The organism is Pseudomonas arabinosi, from assembly GCF_047758675.1.
GTDB lineage: Bacteria > Pseudomonadota > Gammaproteobacteria > Pseudomonadales > Pseudomonadaceae > Aquipseudomonas > Aquipseudomonas arabinosi.
In genome coordinates this window covers 1,642,829-1,660,265 of record NZ_CP180480.1, presented here as the reverse complement: position 1 = coordinate 1,660,265, position 17,437 = coordinate 1,642,829, and the positions used below count along the sequence as shown (strand labels likewise).

The following is a 17,437-nucleotide window of genomic DNA, read 5'->3' as shown; positions in this document are numbered from 1 at the left end:
AAGAGAGCTTGGGCCGGCCGGTTGTCTATTCGCGCCTACCTTAAGGGAGAGGCGCGTTCAGGTCGAGATTAAAAATTCAGGTCGAGATCAGGCCCTAACTATAGGGCCTGACCGTCAACGGTATTGGAGGAAGACGTTGTCTCGCCCGAACTGGTCACGCAGGGCTTGAATCAAGGCATCCGCCGGGTCGATCCGCCAGGTCTCGCCGAACTGCAACAAAGCCTTCGCATCGGGACTGGTGTATTCCATGGTGATCGGGCACGCGCCACGGTGACGCTTGAACAACTCACCGAGCCAGCGTAGCTGATCGCCTTTCAAATCCTGGGTCTGCAGCTTCAAGCGCAGGCTTTCGGCCAGGTTGGTGCGCGCATCCTCCATGCTCATCACCCGTTTGACCCGCAGCCGCAAGCCACCGGAGAAATCGTCGTTACTGACTTCGCCTTCGACCACCACCATCGCGTCGGTCTGCAACAGCGATTGCGCCGAATGGAATGCTTCGGCGAACAGCGAGGCCTCGATCCGTCCAGAGCGGTCGTCGAGGGTGATGAAACCCATCTTGTCGCCCTTTTTGTTCTTCATGACTCGCAGGGCGATGATCATGCCCGCGACGGTCTGGGTATCACGGGCCGGTTTCAGGTCGATGATGCGCTGACGGGCGAAACGGCGGATTTCGCCTTCGTATTCGTCGATCGGGTGACCGGTCAGGTACAGGCCCAGGGTGTCTTTCTCCCCTTTCAGGCGTTCCTTGAGGGTCAGCTCCTTGGCTTTGCGGTGATTGGCGTAGACATCGGCGTCCTCTTCGACGAACAGACCGCCAAACAGGTCGACATGACCACTGTCGTGGGTGCGCGCGGTTTGTTCGGCCGCCTTGATCGCCCCTTCCATTGCGTTCAGCAAGACCGCCCGGTTGCGGTCGATATTGGCCTGATAGGCTTTCTGCTCGTCATGGAAGTATGGGCCCAGACGATCCAGCGCACCGCTGCGGATCAAACCGTCCAGCGTGCGCTTGTTGATACGTTTGAGATCGACACGGGCGCAGAAATCGAACAGATCCTTGAACGGACCTTCCTGACGCGCCTCGGTGATGGCTTCCACCGGACCTTCGCCCACACCTTTGATCGCGCCGAGGCCGTAAATAATCCGGCCTTCGTCATTCACCGTGAACTTGAACTCCGAAGTATTCACATCCGGCGCGTCGAGACGCAGCTTCATGGTGCGAATTTCTTCGATCAAGGTCACGACCTTGTCGGTGTTGTGCATATCCGCCGACAGCACCGCGGCCATGAATGGCGCCGGGTAGTGCGTTTTCAGCCACGCGGTCTGGTATGACACCAGGCCGTAAGCAGCGGAGTGGGATTTGTTGAAGCCGTAACCGGCGAATTTCTCTACCAGGTCGAAAATGTTACCGGCCAGGTCGGCGTCGATATTGTTGGTCTTGCAACCGTCGATGAAACCGCCGCGCTGCTTGGCCATTTCTTCGGGTTTTTTCTTACCCATGGCTCGACGCAGCATGTCGGCGCCGCCAAGGGTGTAACCGGCCATGACCTGGGCAATCTGCATCACCTGTTCCTGATACAGGATGATGCCGTAAGTCGGTGCCAGAACCGGCTTGAGGCCTTCGTACTGGTAATCCGAGTGCGGGTACGCGAGTTCGGCGCGACCGTGCTTACGGTTGATAAAGTCGTCCACCATGCCCGATTGCAACGGGCCCGGACGGAACAGGGCCACCAGTGCGATCAAGTCTTCCAGGCAGTCGGGCTTGAGCTTTTTGATCAGCTCTTTCATGCCGCGCGACTCAAGCTGGAACACCGCGGTGGTTTCAGCTTTCTGCAACAACTGGTAGGTCGGCTTGTCATCCAGCGGGATGAACGCGATGTCCAGCGGCGGCTCATCGACCTTGGCACGATCACGGTTGATGGTTTTCAGCGCCCAATCGATGACCGTCAGGGTCCGCAGACCGAGGAAGTCGAACTTCACCAGACCCGCAGCTTCAACGTCATCCTTGTCGAACTGGGTGACCAGACCATCGCCGGCTTCATCGCAATAAATCGGCGAAAAGTCGGTCAGTTTGGTCGGCGCAATAACCACACCACCAGCGTGCTTGCCGACGTTACGCACAACGCCTTCAAGCTTGCGGGCCATTTCCCAGATTTCCGCGGCCTCTTCATCGACCTTGATGAAGTCACGGAGGATTTCTTCCTGCTCGTAGGCCTTTTCCAGGGTCATGCCGACTTCGAACGGGATCATCTTCGACAGACGATCCGCCAAACCGTAGGACTTGCCCTGCACCCGCGCCACGTCACGGACCACAGCCTTGGCCGCCATGGAGCCGAAGGTGATGATCTGGCTTACCGCGTTGCGGCCGTATTTCTCGGCCACGTAGTCGATTACACGGTCGCGACCGTCCATGCAGAAGTCGACGTCGAAGTCGGGCATGGATACCCGTTCCGGGTTAAGGAAACGTTCGAACAGCAGGTCATATTCCAGCGGGTCGAGGTCGGTGATCTTCTGCACGTAGGCCACCAGCGACCCGGCACCCGATCCACGGCCTGGACCTACCGGCACGCCGTTACTCTTGGCCCACTGGATAAAGTCCATAACGATCAGGAAGTAACCGGGAAAACCCATCTGGATGATGATATCCAGCTCGAAATTCAGCCGGTCGACGTAGACCTGACGCTTGGTTTCGTAGTCTTCGGTGGTGTCCTTGGGCAGCAGAACGCTGAGGCGATCTTCCAGACCATCGAAGGAAACCTTGCGGAAATACTCGTCGATGGTCATGCCATCGGGGATCGGGAAGTTGGGCAGGAAGTGAGTGCCCAGCTTCACATCGATGTTGCAGCGCTTGGCAATCTCGACGGTGTTTTCCAGCGCTTCGGGAATGTCGCTGAACAACTCAGCCATTTCCTCGGCGCTTTTGAGGTATTGCTGATCGCTGTAGTTTTTCGAGCGTCGCGGATCGTCGAGGGCACGGCCCTCACCGATGCAAACGCGGGTTTCGTGCGCGGCGAAGTCTTCCTGCTTGATAAAGCGCACGTCGTTGGTCGCGACCAGCGGCGCACCGATTTTTTCAGCGAGGGCTACGGCACCGTGCAACTGCTCTTCGTCGTTGGGGCGGTTGGTGCGCTGGATTTCCAGGTAGAAGCGATCCGGGAACACGGCCATCCATTCGCGTGCCAGGTTTTCCGCTTCGGCCGGGTTGCCACTGAGCATCGCCAGGCCGATCTCGCCTTCTTTCGCCGCCGACAGCATGATCAAGCCTTCGCTGGCTTCGGCCACCCACTCACGCTCGATGATGACCGAGCCATTGCGCTGGCCGTCGATGAAGCCGCGGGAGATCAGTTCGGTGAGGTTGCGATAACCCACGGCGTTCATCGCCAGCAGACTGATCCGGCTCAGAGCGTTATCCGGATCCTTGTTCGACAGCCACAAGTCGGCGCCACAGATCGGCTTGATCCCGGCCCCCATGGAGGCTTTATAGAATTTGACCAGGGAACACATGTTGTTCTGGTCGGTGACCGCTACGGCGGGCATGTTCATGCCGACCAGGGTCTTGACCAGCGGTTTGATCCGCACCAGACCGTCGACCAGGGAATACTCAGTGTGCAGGCGTAGATGAACGAATGAAGCCGGCATAGTGATCCTGTCTAGAAACTAGAAACGTGAAGACAACAAAGCCCGGATTGTACCGGGCCTTGGCAAAAACATCAGCCTTGCGACTAACTCTCGATCAGGCTTTCCCGCGCCTCGTAAGCCAGGCGTACCGGGGCGAACGAGCGACGGTGAATCGGCGTTGGCCCCAAGCGGGCCAGCGCTTCCAGATGAACGGGCGTTGGATAGCCTTTGTGGCCACCGATGCCGTACCCCGGGTAAATCAATTCGAACGCTGCCATCTCGCGGTCGCGGCTGACCTTGGCCAGAATCGACGCTGCCGCGATGGCCGGTACCTTACCGTCGCCCTGCACCACCGCTTCGGCACGCATCGACAGCTTCGGGCAACGATTGCCATCGATCATCGCCAGTTTCGGCGTGATGTGCAGACCTTCGACAGCGCGCTGCATGGCCAGCATGGTAGCGTGCAAGATGTTCAGCTCGTCGATTTCTTCGACTTCGGCCCGGGCGATGCACCAGCTCAGGGCTTTTTCGCAGATCTCGTCGTAGAGCTTTTCGCGGCGTGCTTCGGTGAGCTTCTTCGAGTCGTTCAGGCCCAGGATCGGACGGCTCGGATCGAGGATCACCGCAGCTGTCACCACCGCACCACAGAGTGGGCCGCGACCGACTTCGTCAACACCGGCGACCAGATCTCCAACGTCGGCGACCAGGGTGAAGTCCAGGCCCATCTGAATGCTTGCTTTGCTCATTGTGTTTTGCCGATCAGGTTCAGTACCGCGTCCGCCGCCTGATTGGAGGCGTCCAGACGTAAGGTACGGTGAATTTCATCGAAGCCGCGGGTCTGTTCTTCACCGCCTTCGATCAGTGGCGACAGCGTCTGGGCCAAGGCTTCAACGGTCGCATCGTCCTGCAACAACTCGGGCACCAACAGGCGCTGGGCCAGCAGGTTCGGCAAGGAGATATAGGGGCTTTTCACCATGCGCTTGAGAATCCAGAACGTCAGCGGTGCCAAGCGGTACGCAACCACCATCGGCCGTTTGTACAACAACGCTTCAAGCGTCGCCGTTCCGGAGGCAATCAGTACCGCGTCGCAGGCCGCCAGGGCCAGATGGGATTTGCCATCGAGCAATGTCAGCGGCAGGTCTCGGCCCGCCAGCAGCTCTTCAAGTTGCTTGCGGCGCTCGGGGCCGGCGCAAGGCATGACGAACCGCACACCAGGGCGCAGGGCTCGCAGACGCTGGGCCGTATCGAGGAACAACGCGCCGAGCCGGCCAACTTCGCCACCGCGACTGCCAGGCATCAGAGCAACCAGAGGCCCGTCGGGCAAACCGAGCTCAGCCCGCGCGGCGGCACGATCCGCTTCAAGCGGGATCGCATCAGCCAGGGAATGCCCGACAAACCGCACCGGCACGCCCTTCTCTTCATAGAATTTCGCTTCGAACGGGAACAGCGTCAGCATCAGATCGCAGCCTTCGCGAATCTTCAGCACCCGTTTCTGGCGCCACGCCCAAACCGACGGGCTAACGTAATGCACGGTCTTGATCCCGGCCTGACGCAGCTTGAGTTCGATATTGAGATTGAAGTCCGGAGCATCGATACCGATGAACACGTCTGGCTTCTCGGCGATCAGGTCGGCAACCAGTTTCTTGCGACGTGCCAGCAACTCGCGCAAGCGGCCCAGTACTTCCACCAGGCCCATGACCGAAAGGCGTTCCATCGGAAAATACGAAGTCAGACCTTCAGCCTGCATCAGCGGACCGCCGACACCGATGAACTCCACCGCCGGGTGCTGAGCCTTGAGTGCGCGCATGAGACCCGCGCCAAGAATGTCGCCGGAAGCCTCACCCGCTACCAGCGCAATACGCAAATTAGCCATGATTAACGAGTGATGCCGCGGGTCGAAGCCTGGATGGAATCACGGAACACCGCGACTTCCGGAAACTGATCCGAAGGCTCGGCCAGTTCGGCGAGTGCCTGCTCTACCGTCAGGCCCTGGCGGTAAACCACCTTGTAGGCACGACGCAGCGCGTGGATCGCATCTTCGCTGAAACCGCGACGACGCATGCCTTCGAAGTTCATGCTGCGGGCTTCGGCCGGGTTGCCGAACACCGTGACGTACGCAGGGACATCCTTGCCGATGGCGGTGCCCATACCGGAAAAGCTGTGGGCGCCGATATGGCAATACTGGTGAACCAGGGTAAAACCGGACAGAATCGCCCAGTCTTCAACGTGCACATGGCCCGCCAACGCGGTGTTGTTGACCAGGATGCAGTGGTTGCCGATGACGCTGTCGTGGCCGATGTGGGCATAGGCCATGATCAGATTGTGATCGCCCAGGGTTGTTTCAGAACGGTCCTGAACGGTCCCGCGGTGAATCGTCACGCCTTCACGGATGACGTTGTGGTCACCGATGACCAGACGGGTTTCTTCACCCTTGTATTTCAGATCGGGCGTGTCCTCGCCTACCGAAGAAAACTGGTAGATGCGGTTGTGCTTTCCGATTCGGGTCGGGCCTTTGAGAATCACATGCGGCCCGATCACTGTCCCCTCGCCGATTTCCACACCTGCACCGATGATCGACCAAGGGCCGACCTCGACGCCGTCGGCCAGGATAGCCGTCGGATCGATGATTGCGCGAGGGTCAATCAAACTCATAGTTTGCGTTCCGCGCAGATGATTTCAGCAGAGCAGACTGGCTTGCCATCGACCGAAGCCTGGCACTCGAACTTCCAGATCTGACGCTTGCAGCTGATGAAGCGGGCTTCGAGGATCAACTGATCGCCTGGGGTGACAGGCTGGCGAAAACGCAGCTTGTCGGAGCCGACGAAGTAGTAGAGCGTGCCGTCGGCAGGCTTCACGTCGAGCATTTTGAAGCCAAGGATGCCGGCAGCCTGAGCCATCGCTTCGATGATCAACACACCCGGCATGATTGGATGCGCAGGGAAGTGACCATTGAAGAAGGGTTCGTTGATGCTGACATTCTTGTAGGCGCGAATGCGCTTGCCTTCCACATCCAGATCCACGACCCGGTCCACCAGCAGGAACGGGTAACGGTGAGGCAGGTATTCGCGAATCTCGTTGATGTCCATCATTTCGGGGGGAAGCCTATGTAAAGATTGGGAGGCGCGACTGACGCGCACCCCTCTAGCAAATCAAGGAGGCAGTCTAGCGGCTGTGCACACTTGATATGGAAATGGTATCAGCCATCTGATGAAGCATTACCGTCAGGGGTCACTTCCCCTACACGCTTTTCCAGCTGTCGCAACCGCCGCGCGATGTCATCGAGCTGACGGATGCGTGCCGCGCTTTTGCGCCATTCGGCTGCCGGTTGCATCGCCGTACCGGAAGAATAGGAACCCTTTTCGGTAATCGAATGGGTCACCATGGTCATCCCGGTGATAAAAACGTTGTCGCAAATTTCGATATGCCCCACCAGCCCTACGCCACCGGCGAGCATGCAATGCTTGCCGATTTTGGTGCTGCCGGAGATCCCCACACACGCCGCCATGGCGGTGTGATCACCGATCTGTACGTTGTGGGCGATCTGAATCTGGTTGTCGAGCTTCACACCGTTACCCAGAACGGTATCGGCCAGTGCACCGCGATCAATAGCGGTATTCACGCCAATCTCCACGTCATCACCGACCAGCACACCACCGATCTGGGCGATTTTCTGCCAGACACCTTTCTCGTTGGCAAAACCGAAACCTTCGCCACCGAGTACGGCACCCGATTGAATCACCACACGCTTACCGATGCGAACATCGTGATACAGCGTGACTCGCGGGGCCAACCAACCGCCCTCGCCAATCTCGCAGCGGGCACCGATGAAGCAGTGCGCGCCAACGGTCACACCCGCAGCAATACGCGCGCAGCTTTCGATCACCGCAAAGGCGCCAATGCTCGCCGCCGGATCGACCACTGCATCCGCTGCCACAACCGCTGTCGGATGAATACCGGCAGCCGCCTTCGGCTTGGGATCGAACAGATGGGAAATCCGCGCGTACGCCAGATACGGATCAGGCACCACCAGTGCATTACCTGCAAAACCTTCAGCGTCAGCGGCCTTCAGCAACAACGCTGCAGCCCGGCTGTCCGCCAGGTATTTACGGTATTGGGGGTTTGCGAGAAAGCTCAACTGAGCTGGGCCAGCCTCTTGCAAAGTGGCTAGCCCAGTAATTTCTTTCTCCGGGTCGCCACGCAGTGTGGCGCCGAGGAACTCGGCCAATTGGCCGAGCTTTATAGTCGCTGTCATGGTTACTTCAGCTGATTCATGCGCTCGATAACCTGGCGAGTGATGTCGTACTGAGGTTTGACATCAATCACTGCGCCACGCTCGAAGACCAGGTCAAAAGCACCTTTCTTGATGACTTCTTCCACAGCGCTGTCCAGTTTCGGCTTGAGCTGCTTCAGCATTTCACGGTCAGCAACGGCTTTGGCTTCGTTCAGTTCCTTGGACTGGAACTGGAAGTCACGAGCCTTTTGCTTGAACTCGAGTTCCAGGCGTTCACGCTCGCCTTGCTGCATCTTGTCGCCGCCAGCCATCAGGCGGTCCTGGATACCTTTGGCACTGCTTTCCAGAGTCTTGAGCTTGGACAGCTGTGGACCGAACTTCTTCTCGGCATCAACGGCGTACTTCTTGGCCGCGTCGGATTCCAGCAGAGCCATCTGATAGTTCAGAACGGCGATTTTCATGTCGGCAAAAGCCGGACCTGCTACCAGTACGGTCGCCAGGAGAACCAATTGAGTCAACTTACGCACGATGCACTCCTACAAAATCCATTGTCGTTATCTTGGGTCAGACGCTTAGAACGTCTGGCCGAGGGAGAATTGGAACACTTGAGTCTCAGCGTCATCCGGTTTCTTGACCGGCATGGCCAACGCGAAGCTCAGAGGACCCAGTGCGGTAACCCAGGTCACGCCTACACCGACGGAGCTGGCCATGTTGCTCAGGCTGATGTCGTTACACGCTGTTTGAGCGGTTGAACCGACATTGGCGTTTGTCGTTTTTTCGCACTTGGAGTCGAATACGTTACCCACATCCCAGAATACCGAAGTACGCAGGGAACGCTGATCCTTGACGAACGGCAGCGGGAACAGAACCTCGACACCACCCTGAATCAAAACGTTACCACCGAACGGCAGCGGGTCCTGGTCCGGGTCTCTGAGGGTCCCCGCGTTACCTGTCTCACCCGCACCACGACTCGGCGTACTGCGAGGACCGAGGGTGCTGTCCTTGAAGCCACGAACCGAGTTGAAACCACCAGCATAGTAGTTTTCATAGAACGGCAAGCCATCGGTAGAACCATAACCATCGCCATAACCCAGTTCGGTGTGCAGGCGCATGGTGTAGTTTTCAGACAATGGCTGGAACAACTGGCCACGGTAATCAAGTTTGAAGAACGACAGGTCGCTGCCAGGCGTGGTGGTTTCCAGTGTCAGGCTTTGGGAATGACCACGGGTCGCCAATACACCTTTGTTCAGTGTGGATTCGGACCAGCCGGCCGAAGCCTTGAAGTTCAGGTAGTTATCGCCTTCCTTGTTAACGAAGTCGAAGATCTCGTCAACGGTGTATTGACCGGTCTTGATCTTGTCTTGTTGAGCAGTCAGGCCGAAGGTCAGACGCGAAGTCTCGCTGATCGGATAACCGACGCTCACGCCTGCACCCAGGCTGTCTACGGCATAGCTGGCTACGTCGACGTCGAGGTCTTTGTAGTCAGTGGTGCGATAGAACGCGTTGTAACCCAGGCTCACGCCATCAGCAGTCCAGTACGGGTCAACATAACCGAAGTTATAACGGCTCTGGTATTCACTGCGAGTCAAGCCGACGCTGACCTTGTTACCCGTACCCAGGAAGTTGTTCTGGGTGATCGAACCACCGAGGATCAGACCGGCGCTCTGGGCAAAACCAACACTGGCGGTAATCGAACCGGAAGCCTGTTCTTCAACGCTGTAGTTCACGTCAACCTGGTCGTCGACGCCCGGCACGGCCGGTGTTTCGACGTTCACTTCCTTGAAGAAGCCCAGACGTTCAAGACGAGTCTTGGATTGGTCGATCAGGTAAGTCGAAGCCCAGCCGCCTTCCATCTGACGCATTTCACGGCGCAGCACTTCGTCTTCGGACTTGGTGTTGCCACGGAAGTTGATGCGGTTCACGTAAGCACGCTTGCCCGGATCGACGGCGAACGTGATGTCGACGGTATGGTCTTCATCGTGAGGTTGAGGCACGCCATTGACGTTGGCGAAGGTGTAACCCTCGTTACCCAGGCGGCGGGTAATCAGTTCGGACGTGGTGGTCATCAACTTGCGCGAGAACACCTGGCCTTTCTGGACCAGCAGCAGAGACTTGACCTGGTCTTCAGGGACTTTCAGGTCGCCGCTCAGCTTGACGTCACGGACGGTGTACTTCTCGCCTTCATTGACGTTGACGGTGATATAGACGTGCTTCTTGTCCGGGGTGATGGACACCTGGGTCGAAGCGATATCCATGTTGATATAGCCACGGTCCAGGTAGTAGGAGCGCAGACGCTCCAGGTCACCGGAAAGTTTTTCACGAGCATACTTGTCATCGTTCTTGAAGAACGACAGCCAGTTGGTGGTCTTGAGTTCAAACAGGTCGATCAGGTCTTCATCAGGGAAGACGGTGTTACCCACCACGTTGATGTGCTGGATAGCAGCAACGGTGCCTTCGTTGATATTGACCTTCAACGCAACGCGGTTACGCGGCTGCGGCACCACTTCAGTGTCGACGGTAGCCGAGTAGCGACCCTGAGCGACGTATTGGCGCTGCAGCTCGTTACGCACACCTTCGAGGGTGGCGCGCTGGAAGATCTCGCCTTCGGCCAGACCGGATTGTTTGAGGCCTTTCATCAGGTCTTCAGTGGAGATCGCCTTGTTACCCTCGATCTCGATACTGGCGACCGACGGCCGCTCGACTACCGTGATGACCAGGACGTTGCCATCGCGGCCCAGCTGGATATCTTGAAAGAAACCGGTTTTGAACAACGCACGAGTGGATTCCACCAGGCGACGATCATCCGCCTGTTCACCGACGTTCAACGGCAAAGCACCAAAGACGCTACCCGCGGAGACCCGCTGGAGGCCATTGACGCGAATATCAGAGATAGTGAAGGACTCGGCGTGAACTTCGGCGATCATCAATACGGTGAGAACCGCAGTTAGCAGCAGACGTTTCATGAAGTCCTTTCTTATTCCAACTGGCAATAAACAAACTGCCGCACAATGCGGCAGATTCGCAATTCAGCGAAGCGTTACAGTCGACCCAGATCATTGACAAGAGCAAGCAACATCACCCCGATCACCAAACTGATACCGATCTGTATCCCCCAACCCTGCACCCGATCTGACAAGGGGCGACCACGCGCCCACTCGATCAGATAAAACAACAAATGCCCCCCATCCAGTACAGGAATGGGCAACAAATTCAGAACTCCCAAGCTAATACTCAGATAAGCAAGGAAATTCAGGAAATCAGCGACACCCGACTGGGCAGAAGCGCCCGCCACTTTAGCAATGGTTATCGGTCCACTCAAGTTTTTTACCGAGAGCTCACCGAACAACATTTTCTTGAGCGAATCGAGGGTCAGTACGCTCATGGTCCAGGTGCGTCGAGCACCCTCCCCAATTGCCGCCACAGGACCATAACTCACTTCGCGAATCATCTCTGGCGGCCAATCAACTGCCTTCACCCCAGCCCCCAGATAACCACTCGGTGCCTTCTTCTCACCGCGAGCGGCCAGCGTCACAGGGATGTCGATTTGAGCACCATCACGCTCGACGCGCAGCATGATTTTGGTATCAGGGTGCATACGGACCGTGTCCACCACCTGCTGCCAGTCATCAAGCGACTTGCCGTCCAGAGCCAACAGTCGGTCACCGGTCTTGAGGCCAGCGGCCTGCGCCGGGCCTTTCGGATCAAGTTCAGCCAGGACCGGTGGCAGCGCCGGACGCCAAGGGCGCAAACCCAGCGAACGAATCGGATCCGGCTCATCGGCCCCCTTGAGCCATTTATCCAGCATCAACTCACGGGGTGAATCCACTGTGGAACCCTGATCACGGACCAGCAACTGCAGGGAACCGCTCTCCCCAAGACGACGGACCAACTGCAGGTTCACCGCGGCCCAGCCGGAAGTTGGCTCGCCATCGATGGCAATGATTTCCTGGCCTGCGCTCAAACCAGCCCTGGCGGCGATACTGCCGGATTCGACCGCACCAATGACCGGGCGCACTTGCTCGCTGCCGAGCATGGCGAGCACCCAGAAAAAAATCATCGCCAGTAAAAAGTTGGCAATCGGCCCCGCCGATACGATAGCAATGCGTTGGCGGACGGATTTGCGATTGAAGGATTGATCAAGCTGATCGGCGGGCACTTCACCTTCGCGCTCGTCGAGCATTTTCACGTAACCGCCCAGCGGGATCGCGGCGACGACGAATTCAGTGCCTTTCTTGTCGTGCCAGCGCAGCAACGGCATACCGAAGCCCACGGAGAAACGCAGCACTTTGACCCCACAGCGACGTGCGACCCAAAAATGGCCGAATTCGTGGAAGGTGACCAGCACACCCAAAGCCACCAGGGTGCCGACAATCATATAGAGCGCGCTCATCTACTTTCTCCGCAATCCTGTCCAGTGCCGCATGGGTCAACGTATTGCAGCACTTACCGCCCGTGACGACTCAACCATTGTTCTGCCAGTACTCGCGCTTTCGCGTCGGCCGTGAACACTGCCTCGAGATCGTCAACTGCAACCACGGGCTCGAGATTCAACACTTCTTCGATGATACTCGCGATTTCCGGGTAGCGAACCCGCCCGTCGAGAAAGGCCGCGACCGCCACTTCATTCGCTGCATTCAGCATCGCCGGCGCGCTATTGCCGGATTCAGCCGCCTGACGCGCAAGGCGCAGACATGGGAATCGCTCTTCATCAGGCGCCTGGAAGTCCAGCCGCGCAATTGCAAACAGGTCCAGCGGCGCAACACCCGAGTCGATTCGCTCCGGCCACGCCAGCGCGTTGGCGATCGGCGTGCGCATGTCAGGGTTACCTAACTGGGCCAATACCGAACCGTCGATGTAATCGACCAGCGAATGAATCACGCTTTGAGGATGAATCACCACTTCGACCTGGGACGGCTTGGCATCAAACAGCCAGCAGGCTTCGATCAACTCCAGCCCCTTGTTCATCATGCTGGCCGAATCCACCGAAATCTTGCGCCCCATGGACCAGTTCGGGTGGGCACACGCTTGCTCAGGGGAAACATGCACCAGCTCAGCCATAGGTGTCTGTCGGAACGGACCGCCAGAGGCCGTGAGTAAAATACGACGCACCCCGACGGCACCCAGCCCACGAGCGAAATCCTGTGGCATGCACTGGAAAATCGCGTTGTGCTCGCTGTCGATCGGCAGCAACACCGAACCACTCTTGCGCACCGCCTGCATGAACAGTGCACCGGACATCACCAGTGCTTCTTTGTTGGCCAGGAGGATTTTCTTGCCGGCTTCGACCGCCGCCAGGGTCGGTCGCAAGCCCGCAGCGCCAACGATGGCCGCCATGACCGCATCGACCTCAGGATCGGAAGCAACCTGACACAGGCCTTCCTCACCCACCAGCACGCGAGTCGACAGACCTGCGGCGCGCAAGTCGTCCTGCAAGCCTCGGGCAGCACCTGCCTCAGGCACCACGGCGAACCGCGGCGTATGACGAACACACAGCGCCAACAGCTCGCTCAGACGGGTAAAACCGCTCAAGGCGAAAGCCTGATAACGCTCGGGATGGCGAGCGATGACATCGAGCGTGCTCAGACCAATCGAACCGGTCGCCCCCAGGACGGTAATCTGCTGCGGGCGGCTCACGGTGCCGCCATCCACAGCAGCACGGCAAACACTGGAATCGCTGCAGTCAGGCTGTCGATTCGGTCCAGCACGCCGCCGTGACCCGGCAGCAGATTACTGCTGTCCTTGATCCCGGATTGACGCTTGAACATGCTTTCAGTCAGATCACCTACCACCGAGATAAACACGATGATGGCTGCACCCATCAGACCTTTGAACAACTGCGCCACCGTCCAGTCTCGAACCAGACCGACAATGACAGTAATGACCAGACTCACCGCGAGGCCGCCGTAGACACCCTCCCAGCTTTTGCCGGGACTGACCTGTGGCGCCAGCTTGCGCTTGCCAAAGGCCCGACCGGAGAAGTAAGCACCGATATCAGCGCCCCAGACCAGCACCATCACCGCCATGATCAGCCAGTTGCCCAAAGGCTCCTGCTTGATCTGAACCAGACCTTGCCAGGCGGGCAGCAGGATCAGCAGGCCGATCACCAGCTTGCAGGCAGCGCTGGACCAGAGTTCGCTGGAGCGCGGGTACGTCAACACCAGATAGGTTGCAACGCCCCACCAAAGTACCGACGCGCCCAATACCCAAGGCGCGAGCCCAGGCAGGATATGCATGACCAACAGCATCAACGCGACCACAGCCGCATAGGCAATGCGGATCGGCTGCTCAGTGAAGCCCGCCAGGCGAGCCCACTCCCATGCACCGAGGGTCACGACCAGCCCGATGAACAGCGCAAAACCGGTGCCTTCGAGCAGGAAAAACCCGCACAGGGCAATCGGCAGCAGGATCAGTGCAGTGATGATTCGTTGTTTAAGCATTAAACCCGGGCTCCAGCCTCGACCTGCTCGCTCGTTTTACCGAAGCGGCGCTGCCGAGAAGCAAAATCGGCCAGCGCGGTACGCATGGCATCGTGTTTGAAGTCCGGCCAGAACAGGTCGGAGAAGTACAACTCGGCGTAAGCCAGTTGCCACAGCAGGAAGTTACTGATGCGGTGCTCGCCACCGGTACGGATGCACAAGTCCGGCAACGGCAAATCGCCGGTAGCCAGACAGGTTTGCAACAGCTCCGGAGTAATGTCTTCCGGACGCAGGTGCCCGGCCTGAACTTCCCGAGCCAGACGCTGTGCGGCCTGCGCGATGTCCCACTGTCCGCCATAGTTGGCAGCAATTTGCAGAACGAAGCGATTGGTGCCCGCCGTCATTGCCTCGGCTTCACGCATGGCAGCCTGAAGCTCTGGATGAAAGCGCGAACGGTCGCCAATGATGCGCAAACTGATGTTGTTTTCGTTCAGGCGCTTGGCCTCGCGACGCAATGCCTTGAAGAACAGATCCATCAAGGCGCTGACCTCGTCGGCCGGGCGCTGCCAGTTCTCGCTGGAGAAGGCGAACAGGGTCAATACTTCGACCCCGGCCTCAGCACACACCTCGATCACCGCACGAACCGCATCCACGCCCGCTTTATGACCGGCGACACCCGGCATAAAGCGCTTTTTCGCCCAGCGATTATTACCATCCATGATGATCGCGACATGGCGCGGCACCGCGGGCGGCGCAGTCTGCTTGGTCTTTTCCATGAAAACGCGACCCTTATACGGCCATCAGGTCTTTTTCTTTCTGCGCCAGATTCGCGTCGATTTCAGCCACGTACTTTTTGGTCAGATCATCGATCTCGCCAGTGGCGCGACGCTCTTCGTCTTCGCTGATTTCTTTTTCCTTGACCAGATCCTTGAGCTGGCTGTTCGCGTCACGACGGATGTTGCGCACCGCAACACGAGCATCTTCAGCAACATCGCGAGCCTGTTTGGTGAAGCCCTTGCGGGTTTCTTCGGTCAGGGCCGGCATGGAGATCAGCAGCAACTCACCCAGGTTGGTCGGGTTGAGGTTCAGACCCGCGCTACCAATGGCCTTGTCGACGGCACCCAGCATGTTGCGCTCAAAGGCAACCACTTGCAGGGTACGAGCGTCCTTGACGGTGATGTTCGCCACTTGCTTGATCGGGGTGTCGGAACCGTAATACGGCACCATCACGCCTTCGAGAATGCTTGGGTGAGCCTGGCCAGTACGAATACGGCCGAAGTTGTGCGCCAGCGACTCGACGGATTTTTTCATGCGCTCTTGAGCGTCTTTCTTGATTTCGTTGATCATTGTTGGCCTTCCTCGATCAGGGTCCCTTCAGCGCCGCCGTGTACGATGTTCAGCAGGGCGCCGGGCTTGTTCATGTTAAATACGCGCAACGGCATCTTGTGGTCGCGGCACAGGCAAATGGCGGTCAGATCCATCACGCCCAGCTTGCGATCCAGTACTTCATCGTAAGTCAGATGATCGAACTTCTCGGCATGCGGGTCTTTGAATGGGTCAGCGGTGTAGACGCCATCGACCTTGGTCGCCTTGAGCACGACATCGGCATCGATTTCGATTGCACGCAAGCACGCTGCCGAATCCGTGGTGAAGAACGGATTGCCGGTACCGGCCGCGAAAATCACGACTTCCTTGGCGTTCAAGTGGCGCATGGCTTTGCGACGATCATAGTGATCGGTCACGCCAACCATGGAAATGGCCGACATCACGATGGCCGAGATATTGGCACGTTCCAGCGCATCGCGCATGGCCAGGGCGTTCATCACAGTGGCCAGCATGCCCATGTGGTCGCCGGTGACCCGATCCATGCCGGCCGCGCTCAGCGCTGCACCGCGGAACAGGTTGCCGCCGCCGATCACCAGACCGACCTGAACACCGATGCCGACCAGTTGGCCGACTTCCAGCGCCATGCGATCCAGAACTTTCGGATCGATCCCGAACTCTTCCGAGCCCATCAGGGCCTCGCCGCTAAGCTTGAGTAGAATGCGTTTATAGCGAGCCTGATAACCACTGCCCTGCTGAGCCATTGCGAATCTCTCCTGCGGCGTATTTTAAAAATTCTTTGCGAGCTGTTTACAGCTGGCGTTCACTCTAACTTGGCGCTGCTTCAGCGCCATCGGAACATGGCTTTGTAAGCCAGTTCCAAAAGGAAACCAATTAAAAATTGGTGCCCCATCTGAAAAGAGGCTGCGCGCGTGAGCGGGCAGCCTCTTCAGGGCGACAGTTAAAAACCGTCTTATTGCTTGGCGGCAGCCAGCTGGGCAGCAACTTCTTCAGCGAAGTTGTCGACCGGCTTCTCGATGCCGTCGCCTACTTTGAAGTAGGTGAAGGAAACGATTTCAGCACCGGCTTTCTTGGCCAGTTCGCCAACCTTGATTTCAGGGTTCTTGACGAACGCCTGCTCAACCAGGCTCGCTTCAGCCAGGAACTTGCTGATACGGCCTTTGACCATGTTTTCAACAATGTTTTCTGGCTTGCCGGCGATCTTGTCAGCGTTGAGGGTCAGGAACACGCCCTTCTCACGCTCGACCGCTTCAGCGGAAACTTCCGATGGCAGCAGGAATTCAGGGTTGGTCGCCGCTACGTGCATGGCGATGTCTTTGGCCAGCTCAACGCTGCCGCCTTTAAGGGCAACCACAACACCGATCTTGTTGCCATGCAGGTAACCACCAACAACGTCACCTTCAACGCGAGCCAGGCGACGGATGTTGACGTTTTCGCCAACCTTGCCGACCAGAACCAGGCGATCGGCTTCTTGAGCGGCGATCAGAGGAGCAACGTCAGTCAGTTTGTCAGCGAACGCTTTTTCAACGCTGGAAGCAACAAATGCCTTGAAGTCATCCTGCAAAGCCAGGAAGTCGGTCTGCGAGTTCACTTCCAGCAGAACGGCGGATTTACCGTCTTCCTTCAGAGCGATAGCGCCTTCAGCAGCCACGTTGCCTGCTTTCTTGGCAGCCTTGATGGCGCCCGAAGCACGCATGTCATCAATGGCTTTTTCGATGTCGCCGCCGGCCTTGGTCAAGGCCTTTTTGCAGTCCATCATGCCTTCGCCAGTACGCTCGCGCAGTTCTTTGACCAACGCTGCAGTAATCTCTGCCATTTCAAAATTCCTCTT

General features: G+C 58.0%; 15 protein-coding genes. All 15 read right to left on the bottom strand.

Translation table 11 applies throughout. The features are described from left to right. Window positions 1–114 precede the first annotated feature (114 nt). A complete protein-coding gene (gene dnaE, locus ACMXYJ_RS07635; RefSeq protein WP_415759329.1) occupies window positions 115–3,636 on the bottom strand; it encodes a DNA polymerase III subunit alpha in 3,522 nt (1,173 codons plus the stop codon). Window positions 3,637–3,719: 83 nt separating this feature from the next. Beyond that, window positions 3,720–4,346, bottom strand: a complete 627-nt coding sequence (rnhB, locus tag ACMXYJ_RS07630) for a ribonuclease HII (protein WP_415760689.1) — start codon at window positions 4,344–4,346, stop codon at window positions 3,720–3,722. Between the two features lie 11 nt (window positions 4,347–4,357). Then, window positions 4,358–5,488, bottom strand: coding sequence for a lipid-A-disaccharide synthase (gene lpxB / locus ACMXYJ_RS07625; protein ID WP_140677641.1), 1,131 nt, complete (start codon window positions 5,486–5,488; stop codon window positions 4,358–4,360). A gap of 2 nt (window positions 5,489–5,490) precedes the next feature. Further along, window positions 5,491–6,267 (bottom strand): acyl-ACP--UDP-N-acetylglucosamine O-acyltransferase, encoded by a 777-nt coding sequence (lpxA, locus tag ACMXYJ_RS07620; RefSeq protein WP_415759328.1) that lies wholly within the window; start codon window positions 6,265–6,267, stop codon window positions 5,491–5,493. Further along, window positions 6,264–6,704 carry a 3-hydroxyacyl-ACP dehydratase FabZ gene (fabZ, locus tag ACMXYJ_RS07615; protein ID WP_008154051.1) on the bottom strand — a complete coding sequence of 147 codons (441 nt, stop codon included), beginning with the start codon at window positions 6,702–6,704 and terminating at the stop codon, window positions 6,264–6,266. The genes lpxA and fabZ overlap by 4 nt, the downstream gene beginning before the upstream one ends. Before the next feature lie 107 nt (window positions 6,705–6,811). Continuing rightward, window positions 6,812–7,867, bottom strand: coding sequence for a UDP-3-O-(3-hydroxymyristoyl)glucosamine N-acyltransferase (gene lpxD, locus ACMXYJ_RS07610; protein ID WP_415759327.1), 1,056 nt, complete (start codon window positions 7,865–7,867; stop codon window positions 6,812–6,814). Window positions 7,868–7,869: 2 nt separating this feature from the next. Further along, window positions 7,870–8,373: an OmpH family outer membrane protein gene (locus ACMXYJ_RS07605; RefSeq protein WP_010462812.1), complete on the bottom strand. Its 504-nt coding sequence runs from the start codon at window positions 8,371–8,373 to the stop codon at window positions 7,870–7,872. Window positions 8,374–8,418: 45 nt separating this feature from the next. Next, window positions 8,419–10,809 carry an outer membrane protein assembly factor BamA gene (bamA, locus tag ACMXYJ_RS07600; protein ID WP_415759326.1) on the bottom strand — a complete coding sequence of 797 codons (2,391 nt, stop codon included), beginning with the start codon at window positions 10,807–10,809 and terminating at the stop codon, window positions 8,419–8,421. A 74-nt stretch (window positions 10,810–10,883) separates the two neighbouring features. Then, window positions 10,884–12,236, bottom strand: a complete 1,353-nt coding sequence (rseP, locus tag ACMXYJ_RS07595) for a sigma E protease regulator RseP (RefSeq protein WP_415759325.1) — start codon at window positions 12,234–12,236, stop codon at window positions 10,884–10,886. Between the two features lie 53 nt (window positions 12,237–12,289). Next, window positions 12,290–13,480, bottom strand: coding sequence for a 1-deoxy-D-xylulose-5-phosphate reductoisomerase (gene ispC / locus ACMXYJ_RS07590; protein WP_415759324.1), 1,191 nt, complete (start codon window positions 13,478–13,480; stop codon window positions 12,290–12,292). Beyond that, window positions 13,477–14,283 (bottom strand): phosphatidate cytidylyltransferase, encoded by an 807-nt coding sequence (locus tag ACMXYJ_RS07585; RefSeq protein ID WP_415759323.1) that lies wholly within the window; start codon window positions 14,281–14,283, stop codon window positions 13,477–13,479. The genes ispC and ACMXYJ_RS07585 overlap by 4 nt, the downstream gene beginning before the upstream one ends. After that, window positions 14,283–15,038: a polyprenyl diphosphate synthase gene (gene uppS / locus ACMXYJ_RS07580; RefSeq protein WP_415759322.1), complete on the bottom strand. Its 756-nt coding sequence runs from the start codon at window positions 15,036–15,038 to the stop codon at window positions 14,283–14,285. Before uppS ends, ACMXYJ_RS07585 begins: the two co-directional genes overlap by 1 nt. A gap of 13 nt (window positions 15,039–15,051) precedes the next feature. Beyond that, entirely contained in the window at window positions 15,052–15,609 is a 558-nt protein-coding gene (gene frr, locus ACMXYJ_RS07575; protein ID WP_007907979.1) for a ribosome recycling factor, read from the bottom strand. Next, window positions 15,606–16,349 (bottom strand): UMP kinase, encoded by a 744-nt coding sequence (gene pyrH, locus ACMXYJ_RS07570; RefSeq protein ID WP_003172271.1) that lies wholly within the window; start codon window positions 16,347–16,349, stop codon window positions 15,606–15,608. The genes frr and pyrH overlap by 4 nt, the downstream gene beginning before the upstream one ends. Before the next feature lie 209 nt (window positions 16,350–16,558). Then, window positions 16,559–17,422 (bottom strand): translation elongation factor Ts, encoded by an 864-nt coding sequence (gene tsf, locus ACMXYJ_RS07565; RefSeq protein WP_033056302.1) that lies wholly within the window; start codon window positions 17,420–17,422, stop codon window positions 16,559–16,561. Window positions 17,423–17,437: the final 15 nt, after the last annotated feature.

Bases quoted from the DNA above. Each gene is read 5' to 3' on its own strand.
- dnaE (WP_415759329.1), bottom strand. From the start codon at position 3,636: ATGCCGGCTTCATTCGTTCATCTACGCCTGCACACTGAGTATTCCCTG.
- rseP (WP_415759325.1), bottom strand. From the start codon at position 12,236: ATGAGCGCGCTCTATATGATTGTCGGCACCCTGGTGGCTTTGGGTGTG.
- ACMXYJ_RS07585 (WP_415759323.1), bottom strand. From the start codon at position 14,283: ATGCTTAAACAACGAATCATCACTGCACTGATCCTGCTGCCGATTGCC.
- lpxA (WP_415759328.1), bottom strand. From the start codon at position 6,267: ATGAGTTTGATTGACCCTCGCGCAATCATCGATCCGACGGCTATCCTG.
- fabZ (WP_008154051.1), bottom strand. From the start codon at position 6,704: ATGATGGACATCAACGAGATTCGCGAATACCTGCCTCACCGTTACCCG.
- uppS (WP_415759322.1), bottom strand. From the start codon at position 15,038: ATGGAAAAGACCAAGCAGACTGCGCCGCCCGCGGTGCCGCGCCATGTC.
- tsf (WP_033056302.1), bottom strand. From the start codon at position 17,422: ATGGCAGAGATTACTGCAGCGTTGGTCAAAGAACTGCGCGAGCGTACT.
- frr (WP_007907979.1), bottom strand. From the start codon at position 15,609: ATGATCAACGAAATCAAGAAAGACGCTCAAGAGCGCATGAAAAAATCC.
- lpxD (WP_415759327.1), bottom strand. From the start codon at position 7,867: ATGACAGCGACTATAAAGCTCGGCCAATTGGCCGAGTTCCTCGGCGCC.
- bamA (WP_415759326.1), bottom strand. From the start codon at position 10,809: ATGAAACGTCTGCTGCTAACTGCGGTTCTCACCGTATTGATGATCGCC.
- pyrH (WP_003172271.1), bottom strand. From the start codon at position 16,349: ATGGCTCAGCAGGGCAGTGGTTATCAGGCTCGCTATAAACGCATTCTA.
- lpxB (WP_140677641.1), bottom strand. From the start codon at position 5,488: ATGGCTAATTTGCGTATTGCGCTGGTAGCGGGTGAGGCTTCCGGCGAC.